General features: G+C 61.8%; 13 protein-coding genes. 2 read left to right on the forward strand and 11 right to left on the reverse strand.

Annotated elements, in window-relative coordinates:
* The first annotated feature begins 12 nt into the window (after positions 1 to 12).
* The gene (locus tag KVH01_RS10400; protein ID WP_217881355.1) at positions 13 to 7,014 is read left to right on the forward strand and encodes an NEL-type E3 ubiquitin ligase domain-containing protein; all 7,002 of its coding nucleotides are present in this window, start codon (positions 13 to 15) and stop codon (positions 7,012 to 7,014) included.
* A gap of 48 nt (positions 7,015 to 7,062) precedes the next feature.
* Here the strand turns inward: KVH01_RS10400 and ureC are convergent, their stop codons facing one another.
* The 11 genes from ureC to urtA form a co-directional block, all read right to left on the reverse strand.
* A complete protein-coding gene (gene ureC, locus KVH01_RS10405) occupies positions 7,063 to 8,763 on the reverse strand; it encodes an urease subunit alpha (RefSeq protein WP_217881356.1) in 1,701 nt (566 codons plus the stop codon).
* Positions 8,764 to 8,877: 114 nt separating this feature from the next.
* A complete protein-coding gene (locus KVH01_RS10410; RefSeq protein ID WP_217881357.1) occupies positions 8,878 to 9,183 on the reverse strand; it encodes an urease subunit beta in 306 nt (101 codons plus the stop codon).
* Complete coding sequence (locus KVH01_RS10415; RefSeq protein ID WP_217881358.1) at positions 9,180 to 9,713, reverse strand: GNAT family N-acetyltransferase; 534 nt, start codon at positions 9,711 to 9,713, stop codon at positions 9,180 to 9,182. The genes KVH01_RS10410 and KVH01_RS10415 overlap by 4 nt, the downstream gene beginning before the upstream one ends.
* A gap of 5 nt (positions 9,714 to 9,718) precedes the next feature.
* Positions 9,719 to 10,231 carry a GNAT family N-acetyltransferase gene (locus KVH01_RS10420; protein ID WP_043047804.1) on the reverse strand — a complete coding sequence of 171 codons (513 nt, stop codon included), beginning with the start codon at positions 10,229 to 10,231 and terminating at the stop codon, positions 9,719 to 9,721.
* 9 nt (positions 10,232 to 10,240) lie between these two features.
* A complete protein-coding gene (ureA, locus tag KVH01_RS10425) occupies positions 10,241 to 10,543 on the reverse strand; it encodes an urease subunit gamma (protein ID WP_003171437.1) in 303 nt (100 codons plus the stop codon).
* Between the two features lie 146 nt (positions 10,544 to 10,689).
* On the reverse strand, positions 10,690 to 11,529 hold the full coding sequence (locus tag KVH01_RS10430) for an urease accessory protein UreD (RefSeq protein WP_217881359.1): 840 nt from the start codon (positions 11,527 to 11,529) through the stop codon (positions 10,690 to 10,692).
* 31 nt (positions 11,530 to 11,560) lie between these two features.
* Positions 11,561 to 12,259: an urea ABC transporter ATP-binding subunit UrtE gene (gene urtE, locus KVH01_RS10435; protein WP_217881360.1), complete on the reverse strand. Its 699-nt coding sequence runs from the start codon at positions 12,257 to 12,259 to the stop codon at positions 11,561 to 11,563.
* 132 nt (positions 12,260 to 12,391) lie between these two features.
* The gene (gene urtD / locus KVH01_RS10440) at positions 12,392 to 13,225 is read right to left on the reverse strand and encodes an urea ABC transporter ATP-binding protein UrtD (RefSeq protein ID WP_161796502.1); all 834 of its coding nucleotides are present in this window, start codon (positions 13,223 to 13,225) and stop codon (positions 12,392 to 12,394) included.
* The gene (gene urtC, locus KVH01_RS10445; RefSeq protein ID WP_217881361.1) at positions 13,222 to 14,289 is read right to left on the reverse strand and encodes an urea ABC transporter permease subunit UrtC; all 1,068 of its coding nucleotides are present in this window, start codon (positions 14,287 to 14,289) and stop codon (positions 13,222 to 13,224) included. The genes urtD and urtC overlap by 4 nt, the downstream gene beginning before the upstream one ends.
* Complete coding sequence (gene urtB / locus KVH01_RS10450; protein ID WP_217881362.1) at positions 14,289 to 15,791, reverse strand: urea ABC transporter permease subunit UrtB; 1,503 nt, start codon at positions 15,789 to 15,791, stop codon at positions 14,289 to 14,291. Before urtB ends, urtC begins: the two co-directional genes overlap by 1 nt.
* A 136-nt stretch (positions 15,792 to 15,927) precedes the next feature.
* Positions 15,928 to 17,193: an urea ABC transporter substrate-binding protein gene (urtA, locus tag KVH01_RS10455; RefSeq protein ID WP_217881363.1), complete on the reverse strand. Its 1,266-nt coding sequence runs from the start codon at positions 17,191 to 17,193 to the stop codon at positions 15,928 to 15,930.
* A 284-nt stretch (positions 17,194 to 17,477) separates the two neighbouring features.
* Here urtA and KVH01_RS10460 point away from each other — a divergent pair, with 284 nt between their 5' ends.
* Positions 17,478 to 23,297: a DUF4329 domain-containing protein gene (locus KVH01_RS10460; protein WP_217881364.1), complete on the forward strand. Its 5,820-nt coding sequence runs from the start codon at positions 17,478 to 17,480 to the stop codon at positions 23,295 to 23,297.
* Position 23,298: the final 1 nt, after the last annotated feature.

Below are 23,298 nucleotides of genomic sequence, written 5' to 3' on the forward strand. Positions count from 1 at the left end.
GGATGGCCCGCTATGTCAGAGCAACCCGTTACTCCCACCCCCGAAGGCACGTTCAACGTTGACCTTCGGGGCGTGCACTACGACTTCCTTAAAGACCGTGTGCCCGCCTGGTTCAATCAGGCTATCGCCCTGCGCCAGCAAGAACTCGCCAACCACGAACTGGAACTGCCCAGCTGGTACCTGAGTGCCACGGCCCAGCAAAAGGCCGACCTGGCCGACAGCCATAACCGTTACCGTGAAACTTTGAACCAGGTTGACGAGCACCTGGGCCAGATCGAGGACGTGTTGGCCTTTGCCGAGCAGCCGCTCAAGGACGCGATCAAGACCCGCTTCAAGTTGGAGCTGGATGTCCGGAACGTCTATTTCGCACGCAAGTACGGGTTCAAAAGTCGCGATGACTTGTACGGTGCCTTTGTTTTCGATCAACAAGGCGACCCGGCGCAGCGCTATGAATACCGCGGCGTTTCCCTGCTCGAGGCAGCCCTGGCCAACTTCGCGCCCGACGAAGAACAGGCCAGGGCCTGCGCCGATTGCCAGGTGATCACCACCTGGGGCGGCTTCGACAGCGACATCGTCCCGACTCCCAGTGTGATCCAGGCGCATGCGCTGGCCATTCCTGCCCATGAGTTTGCCCAACTGTGCCGCAGCCTGGACCTGGGCAAACGGTATCAGCAACATATCCAAGACATCGTGCAACCCGCTGACGATACCCAGCGCAGCGCGCTTGAACGCCAGCTTGAAGAACATCAGCGCCAGCAATTGGCGTTGAGTGCCGAGGTGGCGGTGCAAACGCCGGGGTGGGGCGTCAGTGCCGATGCCTATCGCATGCTCAAGCAGGTCATTACCGACCCCGGCAGCGCCAGGCTTGACGGTAAACCGGTGACGTTTGCGGCGCTGAAGATCTTCGGCAGTGTGTTGGTCGGGCCCTTGCTGATCGGCCCTGAACGCAAAGACAGCGATCGGGTCGAGCGCCTGGTGGTGTTCATCCCCAACGACCCCCAGCAGCCGCTCAAGGAATATGCCTCCAGCGGCGAGTTCATGGCCGACCTCCGGACCCGCTTGCACAGCCTGTCCTACCGGCGTTTTTTCAGCCGTTTCGTGCCTCAGCGCGAACAGGGCGTGTTCTTTCAACAGTTCAACCGGCTGTACAAACCCGCCAACGGCAATGGCGCAGCCGGCGACTACCCATTGGCTGCCAAGCCGGCGCGTTTACCCCTGGATGAGCAGCTGATCGACACCCGCCTGTGGCAACCGTTGCGCGAAGCCCAGGTGCGCAAGATCCTTGCCGACGCCCGCGCCGTAGCCGTGCCCACCGGTGACGAGGATCGCCAGGCCCGCCTCGACCGGCTGGCCAGTTACTTCGATGCGGTGATCAGCGCATTCAACCTCGCGGCCTTCGTAGTGCCGGGGCTGGGGCCGATCATGCTGGCGGTGGCGGTGCTGCAGATGTGTGCCGAGGCGTTTGAAGGGGTCGAGGCTTTCGAGCAAGGCGACCTGAAGACCATGTGGGCGCACTTAGCCAGTATCGCCCTTAATGCAACCTTGCTTAAGACCGGTGCCAAGGTTGTGCCCGAAATCAAGCTGGCGAGCGTGGTGGATAAACTCAAGCCAGTCACCCTCCCCGACGGTAAAGAACGGCTGTGGAACCCTGACTTGACGCCCTACAAGGTACAGGTCGACTTACCCGCAGACGCCAAGCCGAACGCCCTGGGCCTCTATGCCCATAAAGGACAGAAGCTGTTGCCCCATGAAGGTGACCACTATCAAGTGCGCCAGGAACCCGATACCGGGCGATACCGCATCCAGCATCCCAGCCGCCCTGGTGCTTATGAACCGTTGCTGGAGCATAACCATGCCGGCGCCTGGAGTCATGAAGTCGAGGAGCCCCTGACCTGGGACCAGCCGACCCTGATCCGGCGCCTGGGGCTGCCGCAGCGCGGGCTCGACGCGCCGACCCTGGAGCAGGCGCGCATGGCCAGCGGCATCGAGGACGACACCCTGCGCCAGGCCTATGTCGAACACGGCCCGGTGCCTTTGTTGCTTGAAGACACCGTCCAGCACTTCAAGGCTCACCAGGACCTGACCACCTTTGTCGAGCAGATGCGCAGCAGCGACCCGGCGCTTCACGCCCAGGCGGACCCGACACTGCAACTGCAGTTCATGCGGCGCAGTGGCATGTTGCCGGTCAATACCGTGCTGCGCGTGGTGAGCGACAGCGGTCGCGTGTTGTGGGAAGAACAAGCCTTTACCACCGCTTCCCGGCACGTGGTGGTGGTCACTGAAAACCAGTTGGCCCGTGGTGATTTGCTCAAGGAGGTGCTGCACAGCTTGCAAGGCCTCGACCCGAAGCTGATGACGATCCCCGGCACTGCCGAAGAGTCGTTGACGATGCGGGCCGCCAAGGTGCGCGAGTCGGTCGCCACTATCGTCGAGACGTTCAAGGGCTCGCTGGTCGAGGAACGCTACAAGGCGTTGAACGCCAGCGATGACCCTGACGTAGGACTGGTCCAGGGCACTTACCCCAAGCTGCCGGCGTCGATTGCCGCCGAGTTACTTGCCGGCCTGAACGATGAACAATTGCAGGCGTTTCGCAACAGCGGGATTCTGCCCGAAACGCAGCGCGAGCAGGCGCGTTGGTTCGAGCAGGAAACCCGTGTTTCGCGTGCCTATGAAGGCCTGCACCTGGACACCTTGACCGGCCTCGACAGCCAGCGCCTGGCCCTGCGTACCCTCGAAACCTTGCCCGGCTGGCGGCGCGGCACACGGGTCGAGCTGCGTCGATCCTCGGCCGAGGGCACCCTGCTCGATGCCATCGGTTCCCCGGACTCGAGCATTCGCAAGACCCTGGTGCTCAAGATCAACGGCGCCTTCGATGCACCCATGCCCAGGGACTTCTACACCGCCGCTTGGGAGCAGTTGTCCAGTGTGGAGCGCCAGAACCTGGGCTTCACTGATGCCTTGCAAATGAAGGCCGCCATTGGGCAAGCGCCCCTGCCGCGACAACCGCTGCGCACGGTGTTGCTGGAGCACCCGGTGCGCAAGCCGAGTGTTGAACCGGGGCTGCGCCTGTTGGGTGGCGGGCGTGGCTTCCGGCGGCTGCTGGACCGCGTGGTGGGGCCGTCGCCGGAGGCGCTGAAGGCCCGGGTACGTGCACTGTACCCGACCTTGAGCGACGATGAAGTGACGAATTTCATCCAGTCACTGGGTGGCGACGTCAGGCGAGGGCTGGCCCGCCGGGAAGCGGAATTCAAGACCCTGACCGCCGATCTCGACGCCTGGGTCCAGGCCACGACGCCATTGGACGCATCGGGCGTGCGGGATATCGACGCCCCGGCGCCGCGTATGGCCAATGAGATCATGGGGCACTGGCGTCGTACGCGTAGCCGCACCCTGCGGTTGATGATGCCACGCAAGTTGGAGCTGCCGACACTGAGCGCCGACTTCGGGCATGTCCAGAGCCTTGAAATCTATGGGGCCAAATGGTCAGCCAAGGGCGACGCCTTCCTCAAGCAATTCAGCGGGCTCGAGGATTTGAGCATTCGCCGCTGCGGGCTCACCGAATTACCCGCAGCCATCGGTGACATGCACAACCTTACCTCGCTGGACCTGAGCTCCAACCGCATTCGCCTCAATTCCCAAAGCGCCCGGATGCTCAGTGGCCTGGGCGATCTTGAGACGCTGCGGTTCACCGGCAACCGCTTGGGCATTGCCCCGGATTTCAGTGGGATGCCGCACTTGAGGCAACTGAACCTGAGGGGCGCGCAACTGGAGCAGTGGCCGACGGGCCTGCTTGCGTGCCCCGATCTGGAAGTCGTCGATTTGAGCCATAACCTGTTGCGCGAGGTGCCGGCGCAATACCTCAACCCGGCTCCAGAGCAGTTCGAAGAAACCGCCCGGGTCAACGGTGTCACCTTGCTTGAGGGCAACCCGTTCCCGGCTGATTACTGGCGGCAGTTCGAGAGCTATTGGGAACGCCTGGTGGAGGCCCGGTCGCCGGTGGTTTCAAGCGCTCGTGACGGCGCGTTTGATAGTGGCAACCCCAGGCTTGCAAAGATACGGCGTATGTACCCGAACAAGCGCACGTACGAAGCGAGGGCGTGGGTTTCGCTGATGGGCGAGCAAGCCGATGTGACGTTGGCCAGGCTCGAAGCGGAATTTACCACCCTGGAGCGACAGTTGAATGCCTGGACGTTTTCGGGGGGCGGAGAACGCCAGCGCTATGTGCGGACAGGCGAACGGCAAGCCAACGCCGACAACCTGAACGACCGTCTCCTGGCCCAGCAACGGATCCTCGCCGCCTGGCGCCGTGAGACCCCGCAAAAGCTCAGCAGTGATGGACAACCGATTGGCCTGGAGCTGGATTTGAGTGGGCTGAACCTGCCGAACTTGCCGGACCTGGATGTGGATTTCGGCCATGTAGGCTCGCTGAAACTGAGCAACATGCAACTCAGTGCTTCGCCGGAAGGGTTCCTTGCGCGATTCCGGCATCTGCGCTGGCTGGATATGTCGGACAACCAGTTGCGCGAGCTGCCGTTGGCCCTCGGACAAATGCCCGGCCTGACCCGCTTGTTCTTGCAGAACAACCGGATCCGCCTGACCCGCGAGACTGCGCGGATCCTGTCGGAACGGGTCACGTTGCGCGTGCTATGGCTGCAACACAACACCCTCGGCCTTGCGCCGGACTTCACGCGCATTACCAACATGCGTTGGCTCAGTATGAACAACACCAATATTGACAGCTGGCCCGTGGGCTTGGCCGAGCAACCGAATCTGGATCAGATAGACCTGCGCAATAATCACATCACGACCCTGCCAGACTCGGTCATTGCACCGCCCGACGAGCAGTTGGCGCGCTCGGCACGGGTCAATGACGTGACGTACGTATCCGGTAATCCGCTGACCCCGCAAACCCTGCAACAGGTCAGGGCTTACGACCATCGCCTCGTACAGGCCGGCCTGGCGCCGACCAACACGAACCAGCTGGTGAGAACCGCGCTGAACATCCCCATCACGGTTCAGCGCGGCTTGACCGGGCCTTCTGTGGCCGAACCGCAACCGTTGCAACGCTGGACCCAGGGAATGTCCGAGGGGCAACTGGCCGCGAGGCGCGCTCAGTGGTCGCAACTGCGCAGCCAGCCGGGCGCCGAGCCATTTTTCCGGCTGCTCAATAACCTGATGCCGGTCGGCCCAGTGCATGCCGATTTGCAGCGTCGCGTGTGGGAGGTGCTCGACAGCATCAGCGAAAATACCGAGCCATCGGAGAACCACCGCAAGGACCTGTTCAACCAGGCCGGCGAGCCCGGTTGCTGCGATCTTGCCGCATACTCCTTCGCCAATCTGGAGGTCAGGACCCTGATCTACAGGGCGCGGGCGCAAGCCACCGCACAGGCGCCGGGGGCGCAGTTGGCGACCCTGTCCAAGGGCTTGTTCCGCCTGGACGAGGTCGACAAATTTGCGCGTGCCGATATCCAGCGCAGCAAGGACATTATCAGCGACCCCGCTGTGCCGCCGGCCGATAAGTCCCGGCACATCGACCGCCTGCGAGAAGAGGTGGAGATCGGCCTGGCGTATCGCTTCGGCCTCAAGGATCGGCTGCAATTGCCAGGGCAGCCCGAGCGGGTGCGCTTTACCCGTCTGGGCCAAGTGACGCAGCAAATGCTGGATGACGCCTACACGCACATCATTGGCCAGGACAACTCTGCCGAGGAGTTTCACGCCCTGTTGGCCCGGGATTTCTGGCAGGACTATGTGACGCATAAATACCGCGCGCAGTTTGATCGGCTCAGCGAGCCCTACCAGCAGCAGTTGGCCGCCCTGCATGACCAGCGAGCGGCCGAGCAATTGTCCGCCGCGCTCTATGAGGCCAGGGCCGATGAGTTGCAGGCGCGGTTGGCGATCGAGGAAGGAGCACTGATCGAGAGCCTGAGCCGCCAGGAAATCGCCGAGCTACTGCTACCCCATGAACCTCTCGAAGTGCTGGTCGAACCGGGCGTGGGCCCGACCTCCGGCCTGCAGCTCAGCCAGGCGCGCGCCATCGAGCTGGATGGCAAGCGCTACTTTGTCGCGAGCATGCCCGATGCCCGGGATGGCGAGTATTACGTGTTGTGGGTGCAGGCGTCGGAGAATCCATTTGCCCTGGTCAGCAGCGGTATTGTCGCCAAGCCCGATATCGACGGCGCATGGATACGCAGGGGCTCGGCGGGCGGCATGCGGTCCGGCAGTTCCAGTGATGAACTTGAAGATGCATCCGAGTCCATGCCGGTGGATCACTACACTGCAACCGAACTGAGCGCCATGAAGCGCGAGGTGCATTTCACCCAGCTGCGCAATGTGCCGGGCAGTTATGACCGGGTTAACAACGGCAGGTACCCGCTGCGGGATCTGCAAGGCAAACCCATGCGTATCCGGAAACTGCAGAGAGAAGTCGTGACCGAAGCGGGCGTCAACTACAGCTCTGAGCAGATCAAGCCTTATCTCCAGTTTGAAGGCTACGAAAAGGTGGCGGCGCGTTATGACGAGAAGCTGCAGCGGCGCGTGTTCACTGCCCAGGACATGCAGGTACCTGAGGAAAAAGTTCTGATCGGGCAGTCCATGGTGGTGGCCAACCGGCGTATTGCCAAAGGTGAAATCCTCGGCGTCTACGGCGGCACCGTGCTGCCCTCTCAAGTCGGCAGCCCCGGAGGGCAGACCTACGTGATCGTGGCGGGTGCCAGGCCGACCCCTGGAAAACTCGGCATGGAGCCCATCGAAATCTCGGGGGACAACATCCTTTCCAGGATCAATACCCACTTTGAATATGACGCCAACGGCAAGCCCGTACGCCAGGCCGCCGGCGGCTACAACGTTGAAGGGGTAGGGTTCGACGTTGAAGTGGAGGAGGGGCAGGGTGCCAAGAGCACCAGGAGCACTATGATCCTGACGGCGATATTTGCCATTGAAGATATCCCGGCGGGCGTCGAGCTGCGCATGGATTACCAATACAGCGAAGGCATGATTGCGACGTTGTTTGCGTAGTCTCCGTTTCCTGTGGGCGCGAGCTTGCCCGCGCCAGCAGGGGCGGGTTCAGAACAGGAAGTAACGCTGGGCCATCGGCAGTACATCCGCCGGCTCGCACCACAGCAGCTGGCCGTCGGCCTTGACCTGGTAGGTCTGTGGATCTACCTCGATCTCGGGCAGGTAGTCGTTGTGGATCAAGTCGGTTTTCTGCACATCGCGACAGCCCTTGACCACCGCAATCTGCTTCTTCAGGCCCAGGGCCCCGGGCAACCCGGCGTCCTGGGCGGCCTGGCTGATAAAGGTCAGGCTGGTGGCGTGCAACGCGCTGCCGAAGCTGGCGAACATCGGGCGGTAATGCACCGGTTGCGGCGTGGGAATCGAGGCGTTGGCGTCGCCCATCAGGCTTGAGGCAATCGCGCCGCCCTTGAGGATCAATGTCGGCTTGATACCGAAGAACGCCGGGCGCCACAGCACCAGGTCGGCCCACTTGCCCACTTCAATGGATCCGACGATATGGCTGATGCCATGGGTGATTGCCGGGTTGATGGTGTACTTGGCGATGTAGCGCTTGGCGCGGAAATTGTCGTTGCCGGGGCCGTCGCCGGGCAGGGCGCCGCGCTGTTTTTTCATCTTGTCGGCGGTCTGCCAGGTGCGCGTGATCACTTCACCGACGCGGCCCATGGCCTGGCTGTCGGAGCTGATCATCGAGAACGCCCCGAGGTCGTGCAGGATGTCTTCGGCGGCGATGGTCTCGCGGCGGATGCGGCTTTCGGCGAAGGCTACGTCTTCGGCAATGCTCGGGTCCAGGTGATGGCAGACCATCAGCATGTCCAGATGTTCGTCGATGGTGTTGCGGGTGAACGGCCGCGTCGGGTTGGTAGAACTGGGCAGCACGTTGGGGTAACCGCAGGCCTTGATGATGTCCGGCGCGTGACCGCCGCCGGCGCCTTCGGTGTGGTAGGTGTGGATGGTGCGGCCCTTGAGGGCGGCGAGGGTGGTTTCGACAAAACCGGACTCGTTGAGGGTGTCGCTGTGGATCGCCACCTGCACATCGTATTGGTCGGCCACGCTCAGGCAGTTATCAATACTTGCCGGCGTCGTGCCCCAGTCTTCATGCAGCTTCAAACCGATGGCGCCGGCCTTTACCTGCTCGATCAGCGGCTCGGGCAAACTGGCGTTGCCCTTGCCGGTGAAACCGATGTTCATCGGGAACGAATCGCTGGCCTGCAGCATGCGCGCCAGATGCCAGGGGCCGGAGGTGCAAGTGGTGGCATTGGTACCGGTGGCCGGCCCGGTGCCGCCGCCGATCATGGTGGTGACGCCGCTGGTCAGCGCCTCTTCGATCTGTTGCGGGCAGATGAAGTGCACATGGGAGTCGATGCCGCCGGCGGTGAGGATCATGCCTTCGCCGGCAATCACCTCGGTGCTGGCGCCGATGGCCATGGTCACGCCGGGCTGGATATCCGGGTTGCCGGCCTTGCCGATTGCGTGGATGCGACCGTTCTTGAGGCCAACGTCAGCCTTGACGATGCCCCAGTGGTCGATGATCAGTGCGTTGGTGATCAGGGTGTCCACCACTTCATGGGCGAGCAACTGGCTCTGGCCCTGGCCGTCGCGGATCACCTTGCCGCCGCCGAACTTGACTTCTTCGCCGTAGACGGTGAAGTCCTGTTCCACTTCGATGAACAGCTCGGTGTCGGCCAGGCGAACCTTGTCACCGACGGTGGGGCCGTACATGTCGGCATAGGCTTGGCGGCTGATTTTCATGTGTGGTTGCCCTGATAAAGATGTGTTGAATGTGTGATCGCTATCGGGGGCAAGCCCCCTCCCACACTTGGAATGCATTCCCCTGTGGGAGGGGGCTTGCCCCCCGATGAGGCCCTAAAGGTCACCCATGATCCGCCCGGCAAACCCGAATACCCGCCGCCCACCGCCCAGATCCACCAACTCCACCTCTCGCCGTTGCCCCGGCTCAAACCGCACTGCCGTGCCCGCCGGAATATTCAGGCGCATGCCACGACTTGCTGCACGATCAAACTCCAGAGCGTCATTGGTCTCGAAAAAATGGTAGTGCGAACCCACCTGGATCGGCCGGTCACCGCTGTTGGCCACGTCGAGGGTGAGGGTGCGACGGCCGACATTGAGTTCGATGTCGCCCGGCTGGATCTGATATTCGCCAGGAATCATGCAGGTTGCCCCAGGGTCTTGAAGTAGATGGCGGTCGGGCTGTAGCGCCCGTCCGGGCTTTGGCAATAGTCGGGCAGCTCACCGACCTTGGTATAACGCAGCGACTGGTAGAACGCTTCGGCTGCGGAGCCGGCCTCGGTGTCCAGGTACAGCAGGCCGCGCTTGTGCTGGCGCGCGGCGAGTTCCAGGGTGCTCATTAATTGATGGCCCAGGCCGTGGCGGCGGGCGCTGCTGTGCACCAGCAGCTTTTGTACTTCGGCGCGGTTGAGGCCATTGGCTTTTTGGCACAGCGCCAACTGCACGCTGGCGATCACCTGCTCGTCACGCACCACCACCCACAGCAGCAGGCTTGCGTCTTCGATGCTGGATTGCACGCCGCTCAAATAGGCGCGGGCCTGGGCTTCGTCGAAGCCGTCCATAAAACCCACCGAAGCGCCATGCTGCACCGCGTCCAGCAACAGCTCGATCAAGCCCAGGCGGTAATGGGCAAAACTTTCAGCATTGACTCGACGCAGTTGTGCAGCGTTCATCGATCTCACTCCTTGGGCGGTTCGGCGCCCGGGTTCAAGGTCAGTTGCATAAAGGTCAGGTCCAGCCAGCGGCCGAACTTGATGCCCACTTGCGGCATGTGCCCTGTGGTGATGAAACCCAGGCGTTCATGCAGATGGATGGACGCCTGGTTGCCGCTTTCGATGGCCGCGACCATCACGTGCTTGCCGCCACTGCGCGCACGCTCCACCAGCGCTTGCATCAGGCGTGGGCCAAGGCCTTTGCCGCGTTGATCGTTGCGCACGTACACCGAGTGTTCGACGCTGTAGCGAAAGCCTTCGAAAGGCCGCCAGTCGCCGAAGGAGGCGTAGCCGATGACTTCGTCGTGTTCCACCGCCACCAGGATCGGATACTGCTGGGCCTGGCGCGCACTGAACCAGGCTTGGCGGTTGGCCAGGTCCACCGGTTGCTCGTTCCAGATTGCCGTGGTGTTCAGCACGGCGTCGTTGTAGATGTCGCGGATCGCCGGCAGGTCGTGTTCGGTTGCATCACGAATCATCGCAGTGCCTCACGCAATGGGCTGGTGGACGGTGACCAGCTTGGTGCCGTCGGGAAAGGTGGCTTCCACCTGGATATCCGGGATCATCTCCGGGATGCCTTCCATCACCTGTTCGCGGCTGAGCAGTGTGGTGCCGTAGTGCATCAGATCGGCCACGGTGCGGCCATCGCGGGCGCCTTCCATCAGGGCGGCGGAAATGTAGGCGATGGTTTCCGGGTAGTTGAGCTTCACCCCGCGTGCCAGGCGGCGCTCGGCGACGAGGCCTGCGGTGAAGATCAGCAGTTTGTCTTTTTCCCGTGGGGTCAGGTCCATGGTTCAAGGTCCTTCAAAGAATGCATTCTTGAATTTGACAGAGATCAAGTGTGGGTGGGGGCTTGCTCCCGATGGCGGGGTGTCAGGCATACATTTGTGACTGGCCCACCGCCATCGGGAGCAAGCCCCCTCCCACATTTTGATCTTCATGTGCTCCAGATTCTTGGTGATATTGCTTCTCTGCCGAGTATGGCCGGGCGCAGCAATCGCCATAGATCAATCAACCATCCTCGCGCCAGCAGTGCTTCACTGGCCAGGCAGCGGGCGACCAGCAAGCCCGGCAATTGGGTCAAATCGCCGCGCACAGCGTGGGGCAGCGAGCGGCAACGCTCAAGCAATTCAGGCTCGACCTCACCTGTCACCAGCAACGTGGCAAACACCGGCTGCCCATCCAGCCCGATGGGCGAATCCAGCAGCCCATCGGCGCCTACAATGCGCTGGCGCTCATGCCAGAGCAACTGCCCGTCGCGGCGGATATCCAGGTGCGATTGAAAGTGGCCGAGGTCGAACCGCTCGCCACTGGCCGGGCGTCCAAGAGCGACCACATCCCAGTAGAACAACCGCGCGTCGCCTTGCAGCTCAACACGTGTTGTCAGTTCAGCCTGGGCGGCGCTGAACACGATGGTTTCCTGGGGCAGCCATTCCAGGGTCGCGCCGGCCTCGACGGTCAACTCGACTTGTTGAAACGCCGGGCCGCTGGCGCGGTACCACTTGGCGGCGCCGGGGCTGGTCAACTGCGCCCAGGCCCCCGCGCCGACATGGGCGCTGATGTCCAGGCGATCGCCGCCGGCAATTCCGCCGGGCGGGTGCACGATGATGTGCTGGCATACCCCGGGGCCTTCGGCGTACAGGTGCTTTTGCACCCGTAGCGGGCCAAGGTGGCGGCGCAATACCGGGCGCGTGGTGTCGCCGAAACGCGCGTAGCCGAGTTCCAGCTCGGCGTGCCAGCTGGGGGTGAACAGGGCAGGGGATATGGGCAGGTTCATGGCCGGGTGCTTATCGTCAAGAGGCTACAGGTTAGATGGTTACCAGTCCGCGTACACCTTCGCTTTCCATATTTTTACCGCGGCCTTGCTGCACGATTTCACCCCGGGACATCACCAGGTACTGGTCCGCCAGCTCGGCGGCGAAGTCGTAGAACTGCTCCACCAGCAGGATTGCCATATCGCCGCGTTCCGCGAGCTTCTTGATCACCGCGCCGATCTCCTTGATCACCGACGGTTGGATGCCTTCGGTGGGCTCATCGAGGATCAGCAGGCGCGGGCGGCTGGCCAGGGCGCGACCAATCGCCAATTGCTGTTGCTGGCCGCCGGACAGATCGCCGCCACGGCGATGCTTCATTTGCAGCAACACCGGGAACAGCTCGTAGATGAAGGCGGGCACTGCTTTGGCTTCGGCGCCGGGGAAGCGCGACAGGCCCATCAGCAGGTTTTCTTCCACCGTCAGCCGGGCAAAAATCTCCCGTCCCTGGGGCACATAAGCGATGCCAGCATGCACACGCTGGTGCGGCTTGAAGCCGGTGATGGCCTTGCCTTCCCAATTCACCACGCCTTCCTTGGCCGGCAGCAAACCCATCAGGCACTTGAGCAGGGTGGTCTTGCCCACGCCGTTACGCCCGAGCAGGCAGGTGACTTCGCCGATCTTCACGTCGAAGGACAGCCCGCGCAGGATGTGGCTACCGCCGTAGTACTGGTGCAGCTTGTCGACTTGCAGCATTCTCAAAACCTCCTCAATCCCCTGTAGGAGCGAGCTTGCTCGCGAAAAACCTGAGGGCGCCGCGTACATTCAGGATGCCCGCGTTATCGTTAACGATCTCGCGAGCAAGCTCGCTCCTACAGGAAAACCACCTTAGCGACCGAGGTAGACCTCGATCACCCGCTCATTTTCCTGCACCTGTTCCAGCGACCCTTCGGCCAATACGCTGCCCTGGTGCAACACGGTGACGTGGTCGGCAATCGAGCCGACAAAGCCCATGTCATGCTCCACCACCATCAACGAGTGCTTGCCCGCCAGGCGCTTGAACAACTCGGCGGTGAACTCGGTTTCGGCGTCGGTCATGCCCGCCACCGGTTCGTCCAGCAGCAATAGTTGCGGGTCTTGCATCAGCAGCATGCCGATTTCCAGGAACTGCTTCTGGCCGTGGGACAGCAAGCCGGCGGGCCGCTGCACCGAGGTGGTGAGGCGGATGGTCTCGAGCACTTCATCGATACGGTCTTTCTGCTCGCCATTGAGGCGTGCGCGCAGGCTGGCCCAGACCGACTTGTCGGCCTTCTGCGCCAGCTCGAGGTTTTCGAACACACTGAGCGCTTCGAACACCGTGGGTTTCTGGAACTTGCGGCCGATACCGGCCTGGGCGATCTGCACTTCGCTCATGCTGGTCAGGTCCAGGGTTTCGCCGAACCAGGCTTTGCCGTGGCTGGGCCGGGTCTTGCCGGTGATCACGTCCATCAGCGTGGTCTTGCCCGCGCCGTTGGGGCCGATGATGCAGCGCAATTCACCGACGCCGATGTAGAGATTCAGGTCGTTGAGGGCCTTGAAACCGTCGAAGCTGACGCTGATATCTTCCAGGGTCAGGATGGTGCCATGGCGGGTATTGAGCCCTTTGCCTGCGGCCTGGCCGATACCGATGGCATCGCGGCCGCTGCCGGCATCGAAAATAGGTTCAAGCATGACGTTCCTCATTTCTTCAGCAGGCCGATAACGCCCTTGGGCAGGTACAGGGTGACGATGATGAACAGCGCGCCGAGGAAGAACAGCCAATACTCCGGGAAAGCCACGGTGAACCAGCTCTTCATGCCATTGACCACGCCGGCGCCGAGCAATGGCCCGATCAGCGTGCCGCGCCCGCCCAGGGCCACCCACACGGCGGCCTCGATGGAGTTGGTCGGCGACATTTCGCTGGGGTTGATGATGCCCACCTGCGGCACATACAGTGCCCCGGCAAGCCCGCACAGCACCGCACTCAATACCCATACGAACAGCTTGAAGCCTCGTGGGTCGTAACCACAGAACATCAGGCGGTTCTCGGCATCGCGCAGTGCAGTCAGCACCCGGCCGAACTTGCTCTGCGCCAGGCGCCAGCCGATGTACAGGCTGGCCACCAGCAACAGCACTGTCGCCACGAACAACACCGCCCGCGTGCCCGGTTCGGTGATGCCAAAGCCGAGGATGCTGCGGAAATTGGTGAAGCCGTTATTGCCGCCAAACCCGGTCTCGTTGCGAAAGAACAACAGCATCCCGGCAAAGGTCAGGGCCTGGGTCATGATCGAGAAATACACGCCCTTGATCCTTGAGCGGAAGGCGAAGAAGCCGAACACCAGCGCCAGTAAGCCCGGGGCCAGCACCACCAGGCACAGCGCCCAGAGGAAATGGTCTGTGCCGGCCCAGTACCAGGGCAACTCGTTCCAGGATAAGAAGGTCATGAACGCCGGCAATTGATCCCCTGACGCCTGGCGCATCAGGTACATGCCCATGGCATAGCCGCCCAGGGCGAAGAACAGACCGTGGCCCAGGGACAGCATCCCGGCGTAGCCCCACACCAGGTCCAGTGCCAGGGCGACGATGGCATAGCAGAGGATCTTGCCCACCAGCGTCAGGGTGTAGGCGGAAACATGAAAGGTGCTCTCCGTCGGCAGCAGCGACAGCAGCGGCAACGCCAGCAGCACGGCGAGAATCACCACGCCGACGGCAATCGTCACCTTGGGGCCGGCCTTTTGCGTGGCTGTAAGCATCAATGGCTGGTTCATCAGTCGATCACCCGTCCTTTCAGTGCGAAGAGTCCTTGCGGGCGTTTCTGGATAAACAGAATGATCAGCGCGAGGATCAGGATCTTGCCAAGTACGGCGCCGATCTGCGGTTCGAGAATCTTGTTGGCGATGCCCAGGCCGAACGCCGCCATGACGCTGCCGGCCAACTGGCCGACACCGCCGAGCACCACCACCAGGAACGAATCGATGATGTAGCTTTGGCCCAGGTCCGGGCCGACGTTGCCGATCTGGCTCAGCGCCACACCGCCAAGGCCTGCGATGCCGGACCCGAGGCCAAAGGCGAGCATGTCCACGCGCCCGGTGGGCACGCCGCAGCAGGCGGCCATGTTGCGGTTCTGGGTGACGGCGCGCACGTTCAGGCCCAGGCGTGTCTTGTTCAACAGCAGCCAGGTGAGCACCACCACGAACAGCGCGAAGGCGATGATGACGATGCGGTTGTACGGCAGCACCAGGTTGGGCAGTACCTGAGTCCCCCCGGAGAGCCAGGCGGGGTTGGACACTTCGACGTTCTGTGCGCCGAACACCAGGCGCACCAGTTGGATCAGCATCAGGCTGATGCCCCAGGTGGCGAGCAAAGTTTCCAATGGCCGGCCATACAGGTGCCGGATCACTGTGCGCTCCAGGGCCATGCCGATGGCCGCGGTGACGAAGAACGCCACCGGCAGCGCGATCAACGGGTAGAACTCGATAGCAGCAGGCACATAGCGCTGCATCATCAACTGCACCACATAGGTCGAATAGGCGCCGAGCATCAGCATCTCGCCATGGGCCATATTGATCACGCCGAGCAGACCGAAGGTGATCGCCAAGCCCAGCGCCGCCAGCAACAGGATCGACCCCAGGGACATGCCGCTGAACGCCTGGCCGAGGATCTCGCCCATCATCAGTTTGCGCTTGACCTGGGCCAGGCTGGTTTCGGCCGCGGTGTGCACGGCGGCATCGGTTTCCACGCCCGGCGCGAGCAGCGCTTCGAGACGCGTGCGCGCCAGCGGGTCACCGGTGCTGCCGAGCAAGCGCACGGCAGCCAGGCGCACCACCGGATCGCTGTCCACCAGTTGCAGGTTGGCCAGGGCCAGGCTGAGGGCGGTGTGCACGTCCTCATCGGTCTCGGCGGCGACCTGCTGGTCGAGGAATTTCAACTGCGCAGGTACTGCGCTTTTTTGCAGGGTGCGCGCGGCTGCCAGGCGCACCTTGGGGTCGGCGGCGAGCAACTGCTGGCTGGCCTGGACGTTATTGATCAAGCCGCGCAGGCGGTTGTTCAGGCGTATGGTTTTGGTTTCGCCGTTGAGCGTGAGCTGGCCTTGTTGCAGGGCGTCCACCAGCTCGATGCGCGCCGGGTCGGGCTGGGCGGCCCAGTCCTGGAGGAGCTTGGCTTGTTGCGTCGGGTTGGCGGCGAGGAAGTCTTCGGCGTCGCCTGCATATGCCGCCAAAGGCAACAACAGCAGCACGGCGAGGATGAGGCGGTGGAAGGCAGTGGGCATACACAATGTCCTGATCATGCGGGGACAGTGTGGGAGGGGGCTTGCCGCCGATGGCTGAGTGTCAGGCACTGCATGTGCTTACTGATACACCGCAATCGGGAGCAAGCCCCCTCCCACATTTGATCTGTGGCGAGGCTTAGTTGCTCTTCACGGCGTGATCGGGCTTCTTGTCATTGCCCGGAATGTAGGGGCTCCACGGCTGCGCCCGAATCGGCTCCTGGGTCTGCCACACCACCGAGAACTGCCCATCAGCCTGGATCTCACCGATCATCACCGGCTTGTGCAGGTGGTGGTTGGTCTTGTCCATGGTCAGGGTGAAGCCCGACGGTGCAGCAAAGGTCTGGCCGCCCAGGGCTTCACGCACTTTGTCGACGTCGGTGGACTTGGCTTTCTCCGCCGCCTGGGCCCACATATGGATGCCCACGTAAGTGGCTTCCATCGGATCGTTGGTCACGGCTTTGTCCGCACCCGGCAGGTTGTGTTTCTTGGCGTAGGCTTTCCAGTCGGCGACGAATTTCTGGTTCACCGGGTTCTCCACCGACTGGAAGTAGTTCCACGCCGCGAGGTTGCCCACCAGCGGCTTGGTGTCGATGCCGCGCAGTTCTTCTTCACCCACCGAGAACGCCACCACCGGTACGTCGGTGGCTTTCAAGCCCTGGTTGGCCAGCTCCTTGTAGAACGGCACGTTGGAGTCGCCATTGACGGTGGAGACCACTGCGGTCTTGCCGCCGGCAGAGAACTTCTTGATGTTGGCAACGATGGTCTGGTAATCGGCATGGCCGAATGGGGTGTAGACCTCTTCGATATCTTTGTCGGCCACACCTTTGGCATGCAGGAACGCGCGCAGGATTTTGTTGGTGGTGCGCGGGTACACGTAGTCGGTGCCGAGCAGGAAGAAGCGCTTGGCGCCGCCGCCATCTTCGCTCATCAGGTACTCCACCGCCGGGATCGCCTGCTGGTTCGGCGCCGCGCCGGTGTAGAACACGTTCGGCGACATCTCTTCGCCTTCGTACTGCACCGGGTAGAACAGCAAACCGTTGAGTTCTTCAAACACCGGCAATACCGATTTACGCGATACCGAGGTCCAGCAGCCGAACACTACGGCAACCTTGTCCTGGGTCAGCAGTTGCCGGCCTTTCTCGGCGAACAGCGGCCAGTTGGAGGCGGGGTCTACCACCACCGGTTCGAGCATCTTGCCGTTCACGCCGCCCTTGGCGTTGATCTCGTCGATGGTCATCAGCGCCATGTCTTTAAGCGAAGTCTCGGAGATCGCCATGGTCCCGGACAACGAGTGCAGGATGCCGACCTTGATGGTCTCGGCGGCCTGCACGGTCCAGGTCAAACCCATCGCGACAATGGATGCCGACAAAGTAAAAGCCTTGATCAAGCTACGACGCTGCATGGTGCGATCTCCGTAAACCGATATTTTTATGGGGGCAGATACACCGGACTTTGCAAAGGCTGTGCCTGCGGCGCGAACCACCGTCGCCTTTGAGTGATTGCTGTGGGTGTTGGCAAGGGCGTGCACTAGCTTGGCGCCGCAATGGCGGCAAAGTGCATGCGAGGCGCTAAAACGGGGCATGAAGATAGATATGCGCCGCAAGCACCGTGCAGGGATGTTCCAGCATGAGGGTTCAGGTAAGGCGCATGCGATGCGCCTTCGCTCCTTCTTGCGCGAGAGCTTTTATGGAAAAGATCCCCAGTACTGCAGCCCACCCGTCAAACCAGGCCGTTCATTTGCCGCTTTTGAGCCCGCCTTTTATCAGTGCCGATGACGCCGCGTATTGGGCGCATGAGCAAATAGGCGATCAGCGCGACAGAGAGTACGGCGGTGTGATTCTCAAGCGCGAGAACCGTTATGCCGCGACAACACCACAGCCGGGTAAGACCTCGTCATTTACCCTGAACGAAGTCTTCGCTACGGCGGATGACGGCACGCTTATCTTGCCGTCGGGTTATACGTGTGCGGCGATCTATCATTCCCATCCGCTTGATTACGCCGCATATGAGGGCACGCACTTTACCGCCGATGAGCGCACCCTCCTGCTCGGGTTTTTTTCGCCTCCCGACATGCAAGTCATGATTCGTTTTCGTCACATCGCCGGCACCCATTACTTGTCCGGGCCCGAAGGCTCGCTGCTCAAGTACGTGGCCAGCGGTTCGCCCAAGGAACTGGCGTTTTTAAAGCGCTTGGACGATGGCGACCCCGGGGATATGGATCTGCACGAAGACGTCATCCCGCAGTTGGCCGAAGCGGGCGAGTTTTCGGTGCTGGTAGCCAACGCCGTTTGGGGCGGTGTACGCGGGCGTGTCGACAAAGACTGGCGCATGGGGGAGCGATTGGCCGGAGGGCAGGCACTGCAGCCATTGTTTACGTCGGTATTCCCAGGTCGGGATCTGGAAAAGCTACTGCCGATGAATATCACGGCGTCGGCCCGGCCCGTCTTCGGGTATGTACTCAAGGCAATCGGCAAGGACGAGTACATCGCTCCCGTTCCTGCCTGGGAGCAGCAACGCCTGGTACCCCCCGAGGGGCTGTTTATGAAACGCGCCGAGGGCCGCGCACGCCTGCCGTCCAACTTTCGGATTGATAGGGTTTATTGCCGGGTGCAGCCGAAAGAAGTGTGGCAGCACAAGTATTTTTTCACCCCCTCACTGTTGGCTGCCGCGCTTGCCCAGTGGCGTGCCGACCCTGCGTTGTACGACCCTCATCGGCGTCTGACGCTGATGTTGCGAAGTGCCGATGGTGCGCTATTGTCCTACACCTTTTCCGGCTCGGAGGCAGAAGCCCAGTTCCTTTCCGATGATGGAAACGTGGTGGAAAAACAAATGAAAGAGGCCACGTTTACCCCTGCCCAGTTTGTCGAGAAAATGGCCAGGTTGGGGGAGTTGAACGTGGTGCAGGTCGGGACAGCATGGCCACGGGCAGGACGATTTGCTGTCGCTCCCCCAGCGCTTGAAAAACCGTCACCACGCTTGAGCCCAGCCTTTATCAGTGCCGACGACGCCGCGTGCTGGGCACATGCCGCCATCGGCGAGCGCCGTGATGTCGAGTATGGCGGTGTCATTCTCAAGCGCGCAGGCCGCTACTACGCCACCCATCCTGTACCGGACCAACGCAACAGCTTTGATCATGGGCTGGTGTTGGCCAAGGACAGCGAAGGCCGCTTTATCGCCCCTGGCGATTATGTCGCCGAGGCCTTCTACCATTCTCATCCTGCCGATGCCGCGCAAATCCAGGGCATGTTTCCCAGCTTTACGGCCGACCAGGTGCTGCTGTTCAACAACTACTATTCGGTGGCCGACCAACTCTTCAGCTTCAAGCAGCGGGCGTTCGCCAAGACCCACTATTTTTCCGGGCCCGATAACGTGTTGCTCAAATACGTCAGCAGCGGTTCGACGACGGAAAAAAAACTGGAGCAGCAGTTGCGTGACGGGACGCTTGAGCCCGCCAGTGATTTCGAACATCTGATCTGGAAACTGGCCGAGGCCGGCGAGCTCTGGGTGATCATCGCGCATCCGGTGTGGGGCGGCGTGCGCGGCCGTATCACCCACGGCTGGCGGATCAGGATGCCGGCGACAGTCGTGCAACAACTGCCGTTTTTCACTGCGGTGTTCCCAACCCCTGAAACGGCCGTGTTGCGTGCACTGCTGCTGGCCGGTGCGTCCGACCAGGGCGCCAAGGTCGGGTTTGTACTCAAGCACAGCCGTGAGGACGCCTACGTTGCAACCTTGGCGACGCCCAAGCGTCAACCGCTGTTCTCGCTCAACGAGGTGTTTCCCAAACGCCCCAACGGTAAGCTTCGGTTGCCTTCCCACTACCGGCTGGAGGCCATCTACTTCACCAGTTTTTACCAGACCCACGAAGTCGCGGCGCGGGAAAAGTGGCTGGCCAGTACCTTCTTTACACCGGCACAAATAGTGGCGGCGACTCGGCAGGCGCGAGGCACTCTGGAAATCCAGAACCCGGGTCGTGGTTTGTCCCTGTATATGCAAGCCTCGGACGGTGCCCTGCTGGCATTCAAGGTGCCCGAGGCCACGTCCACCAGTGAGCTGGTCCGGCAGGGCAGCGAGGGCGAGCTGAACGACAACGGTGCACAGGCCGCCCTGCTCAGCGGCACCTTGAGCCCGCGAGACTATGTGCGCAGGGTCATTGCGGCAACCGAGCTGGCGGTGGTGCAGGCCGGTGGCTTGTGGCGCAAGGTGGGCAGTGTGGATAACCGCTCCGACCTGTTGACGTCGTTCTACAAGGCAACCTTGAGCCGTTCGTTTCTCTCGGCACGGGATGCGGCGGTGTATGCCCATGAGCAAATCGGCAACTGGCGCGACCGCTACTACGGCGGTTATGTGCTCAAGGGCGAAGATGGTCGTTTTGTCATTACCGAGCCCATTGCCAGCGCCGCCAACCCCTTTGCCTTTACGTTGTTTTTCCCTCTGGGCCACGCCGGGCCTTTGATCCCGCCGGAACCCTATGTGCTGCATGGGCGCTATGGTTCGCACCTGGCCCTGTCGATGGCCGATCCGGTGGCGGTGGCACAGCGCGGCTGGACCCGCGACGAGGCGCAGATCAACCAGCAGGTGTTCAGCACCGCCGAAATCTACTCGATCATCCCGGCTGGCCGGCCGGCGTATCTGTCGGGGGCGCAGGACTGCCTGTTGGAGTTCACCCCGAACAACTCGTCCCAGGAAAGCCTGCTGTTGGCCAACCTCGGCCCCCAGGCCGGTGACAACAGCCTCGGCAAACGCCTCGACAGCGGGCGGATCAGACCTGCCGATTGGGTCTGGCGCCTGGCTGAGGCAGCAGACTTGAGGGTTATAGAAGGCAATGCGCTGTGGGGCCCGCGTTCGGTGGTCTACAACGACTGGACGCCCAACTACACCTACGCCCCGCGATCCGGCCCACCTGACTATGTCACCTACGGCGCCGTGTTTCCCAGCGCCGATGAGGCTGCCAACAACTTGCATGGGCGAGTGCACGGGCGCAATTACGCTGATTCTGCCTGCTTCGCCTTCATTCTCAAACACAAGGAGCAGGAGCAGTACATTGCGAGTCAGATTGTGGGCGTCACTGCTCAGGACGCGCTGTTCAATCTCAACCGTTTGTTTGAGCGCAAGGATGGCGGCGGCTATCGGCTGCCCGATGGGTTTGAAGTGCACGGACTGTTTCGCTCGCAGCAATGGTCGCCTGCGGGGTTGAATACTTCGAACGCTTGGCTGACGCTGTTTTTTGTCACGCCGGATGTGCTGTATACCGCGATCTTTGCGGCTGATCGAGCAGGCGTGAAAAAACCGGCGTTGTATTTTTCGACCCTCGATGGTGCGCTGTTGCGGTATGTGCCGGCACCCCTTGATGTGAGCAGTGGCGGCCCGGCAGATACGTTATTGACCCAGGCGCAGGAACAGTTGAACTCCGGTCAGAAGCCACCCTTGGACTTCCTCAGGGAGTGGGTGCTCAAAGGCATGCTCACTGTCGTACGTACCAGCCAGTATTGGGATAAAAAAGGCGTGGTCGCCGCTACATGGGGCGGTTACGAAACCCTGATGCCGCGTCGGTTGAGCCCTTCCTTTGCGAGTGCCGATGATGCAGCCCGCCACGCAGCGGCGCGGCTGAACAACGGCTATCGTCGGGCCTATGGCGGCGTAGTGCTCAGACTGGTCAACGGGCTGTTCGTGGCGACGGAGCCCCTGGCGCTGCCGCCCCAGGGGTTTGCGCTGAATTGGATCTACCCTGAGCAGACGGTTGCGGCGGGGTTGTATCCGGGAGGTAGTACGATTGTGGCGCGGTATCGGTCCCTGGTGGACCAGGAGGTACCGATGCTGCTGTCCGCGACTGAAAAAGCCATTTACCAGACCATGATACCGAGCGCCGTACTGGGATCATTCTTGCACCGTGAGCGCTACCTCAATCGGGAGTACGTGTTCGGTGCAAGGGGCTCGATCCTCAGTTACCAGTTGTCCAGCGCCGCGGAGGAGTCGTTGCTCATGCAGCGTGTGGCGCCGCTGAACCCGGTGAGGGCGGACTACGGCGATAACCTCATCGAGCAGCAAATACGCAGCGGGGCACTTTCGCCTGCGGACTTCGTGACGCAGGTGGCGAAGGCCGGTGAATTACGTGTGGTGGAGGGCGACCGGGTATGGGGACCGCCGAGGACGGTGAAGGTGAGTTTTCTGGCCAATCAACCTCAAACCGACGCCAGAGCGATTCGCGCCGTATTCCTTGACCCGCCCTGCGGGCCCCTGTTCACCCAGGCGTATGATGCCGTCCGTCACGCCCAGCGCTTGTACAAGCCGCAAGCCGAAGTGGCATTCGGTTACGTACTCAAATCGGTGAACAAACCGTTGTACATGACAACCCTGGCGTTGGTTCGAGAAGATCTCGCCGATCTCACCCAAGTGTTTGTCGGCGGTCAGTTGCCTCAGGGTTATGTGCTTGATGGCCTGTACCTGTGTGCCTCCACCGTTGCCATTGCGTCTGCCGATGATGAAATGGCGCACAGTTTCTTTGCGCCCCCTGCCATCGTCAAGGCGCTGAGCTTCCTCACCTACGCGCGCAACGGGGAAAGCCTGCCGCTGTACCTGGTGTGCGCTGACGGTGCGTTGCTCAAGTACGTACTTCCCCGAAGCACGCCACTGCACAGGGTAACGGGCGAGGCCCATCTGGACCGTACTCGATTGCTTGAAGGCACCCTCAAGGTGCGCGACTACGTGCGTCGCCTGGCGAGTGCCGGTGAGCTGCACGTACGGGTGAACAGTGAAATATGGGGCAGGAAAGAACGGGTCACTGCCAATTGGGTGCCAAAGAAAACGCCCCATGCATTGGTGGATGATCCGTTTTTTCACTCGTTCTGCGGCCCGTTGTTTTTTTACCCCGATGATGCCGCCCATTATGCCCAGGGGCTGGTGGCCCCGTTCCAGTCCAGGCAATACCTGGGTGCGGTCCTGGAGCCAGAGCCAGGGCAGGGGTACGTGGCGATCGAACCGGTGGAGGATCAGGGGCTGATAAACGGCATGTCCACGCTGGCAAGGTTTTTCTGGATTGGCCACGCCGGATTTGACGTACCGGCGGGCCATGTACTGGGCACCCATAAAATTGTCGCGGTCCACCGGTTTTACAAGGCGATTGCGTCGACGTCCAGCCATGAGCAGATAGACAAAGACCTGCTGGAGAATTTCGTCTCCAAGGATGACTTGCGCGATAGCCTGGTGGTGATCAAGAACAATGCCCCCCGGGCTGAGAGTTGTTACCTGTCTTGCCGCGGCGGGGCCCTGCTCAAATACGTGCCCGCGCTTTCACTCACTGAAAGCCGCCTGCTCAGCTCAGGGCCTGCGCCGGCCCCTCACGTGCTGGTGAACCAACTCAGGGTACTGGGCAAACTGTCGGTGTTGATGACCGATGCGTTCTGGACACGTATCGGCCCGCTGGACCGGGAGTGGAGCAGCAACGGGGTGCGGGCAGAACCGCCAACCGATGAGTTCTGGTATGCACGCACAAAAGATGAGCTATGAA

The sequence above is a fragment of the Pseudomonas khavaziana genome, assembly GCF_019145205.1.
Classification (GTDB): domain Bacteria; phylum Pseudomonadota; class Gammaproteobacteria; order Pseudomonadales; family Pseudomonadaceae; genus Aquipseudomonas; species Aquipseudomonas khavaziana.

Bases quoted from the DNA above. Each gene is read 5' to 3' on its own strand.
- KVH01_RS10400 (WP_217881355.1), top strand. From the start codon at position 13: ATGTCAGAGCAACCCGTTACTCCCACCCCCGAAGGCACGTTCAACGTT.
- ureC (WP_217881356.1), bottom strand. From the start codon at position 8,763: ATGAAAATCAGCCGCCAAGCCTATGCCGACATGTACGGCCCCACCGTC.
- KVH01_RS10410 (WP_217881357.1), bottom strand. From the start codon at position 9,183: ATGATTCCTGGCGAATATCAGATCCAGCCGGGCGACATCGAACTCAAT.
- KVH01_RS10415 (WP_217881358.1), bottom strand. From the start codon at position 9,713: ATGAACGCTGCACAACTGCGTCGAGTCAATGCTGAAAGTTTTGCCCAT.
- KVH01_RS10420 (WP_043047804.1), bottom strand. From the start codon at position 10,231: ATGATTCGTGATGCAACCGAACACGACCTGCCGGCGATCCGCGACATC.
- ureA (WP_003171437.1), bottom strand. From the start codon at position 10,543: ATGGACCTGACCCCACGGGAAAAAGACAAACTGCTGATCTTCACCGCA.
- KVH01_RS10430 (WP_217881359.1), bottom strand. From the start codon at position 11,529: ATGAACCTGCCCATATCCCCTGCCCTGTTCACCCCCAGCTGGCACGCC.
- urtE (WP_217881360.1), bottom strand. From the start codon at position 12,259: ATGCTGCAAGTCGACAAGCTGCACCAGTACTACGGCGGTAGCCACATC.
- urtD (WP_161796502.1), bottom strand. From the start codon at position 13,225: ATGAGGAACGTCATGCTTGAACCTATTTTCGATGCCGGCAGCGGCCGC.
- urtC (WP_217881361.1), bottom strand. From the start codon at position 14,289: ATGAACCAGCCATTGATGCTTACAGCCACGCAAAAGGCCGGCCCCAAG.
- urtB (WP_217881362.1), bottom strand. From the start codon at position 15,791: ATGCCCACTGCCTTCCACCGCCTCATCCTCGCCGTGCTGCTGTTGTTG.
- urtA (WP_217881363.1), bottom strand. From the start codon at position 17,193: ATGCAGCGTCGTAGCTTGATCAAGGCTTTTACTTTGTCGGCATCCATT.
- KVH01_RS10460 (WP_217881364.1), top strand. From the start codon at position 17,478: ATGGAAAAGATCCCCAGTACTGCAGCCCACCCGTCAAACCAGGCCGTT.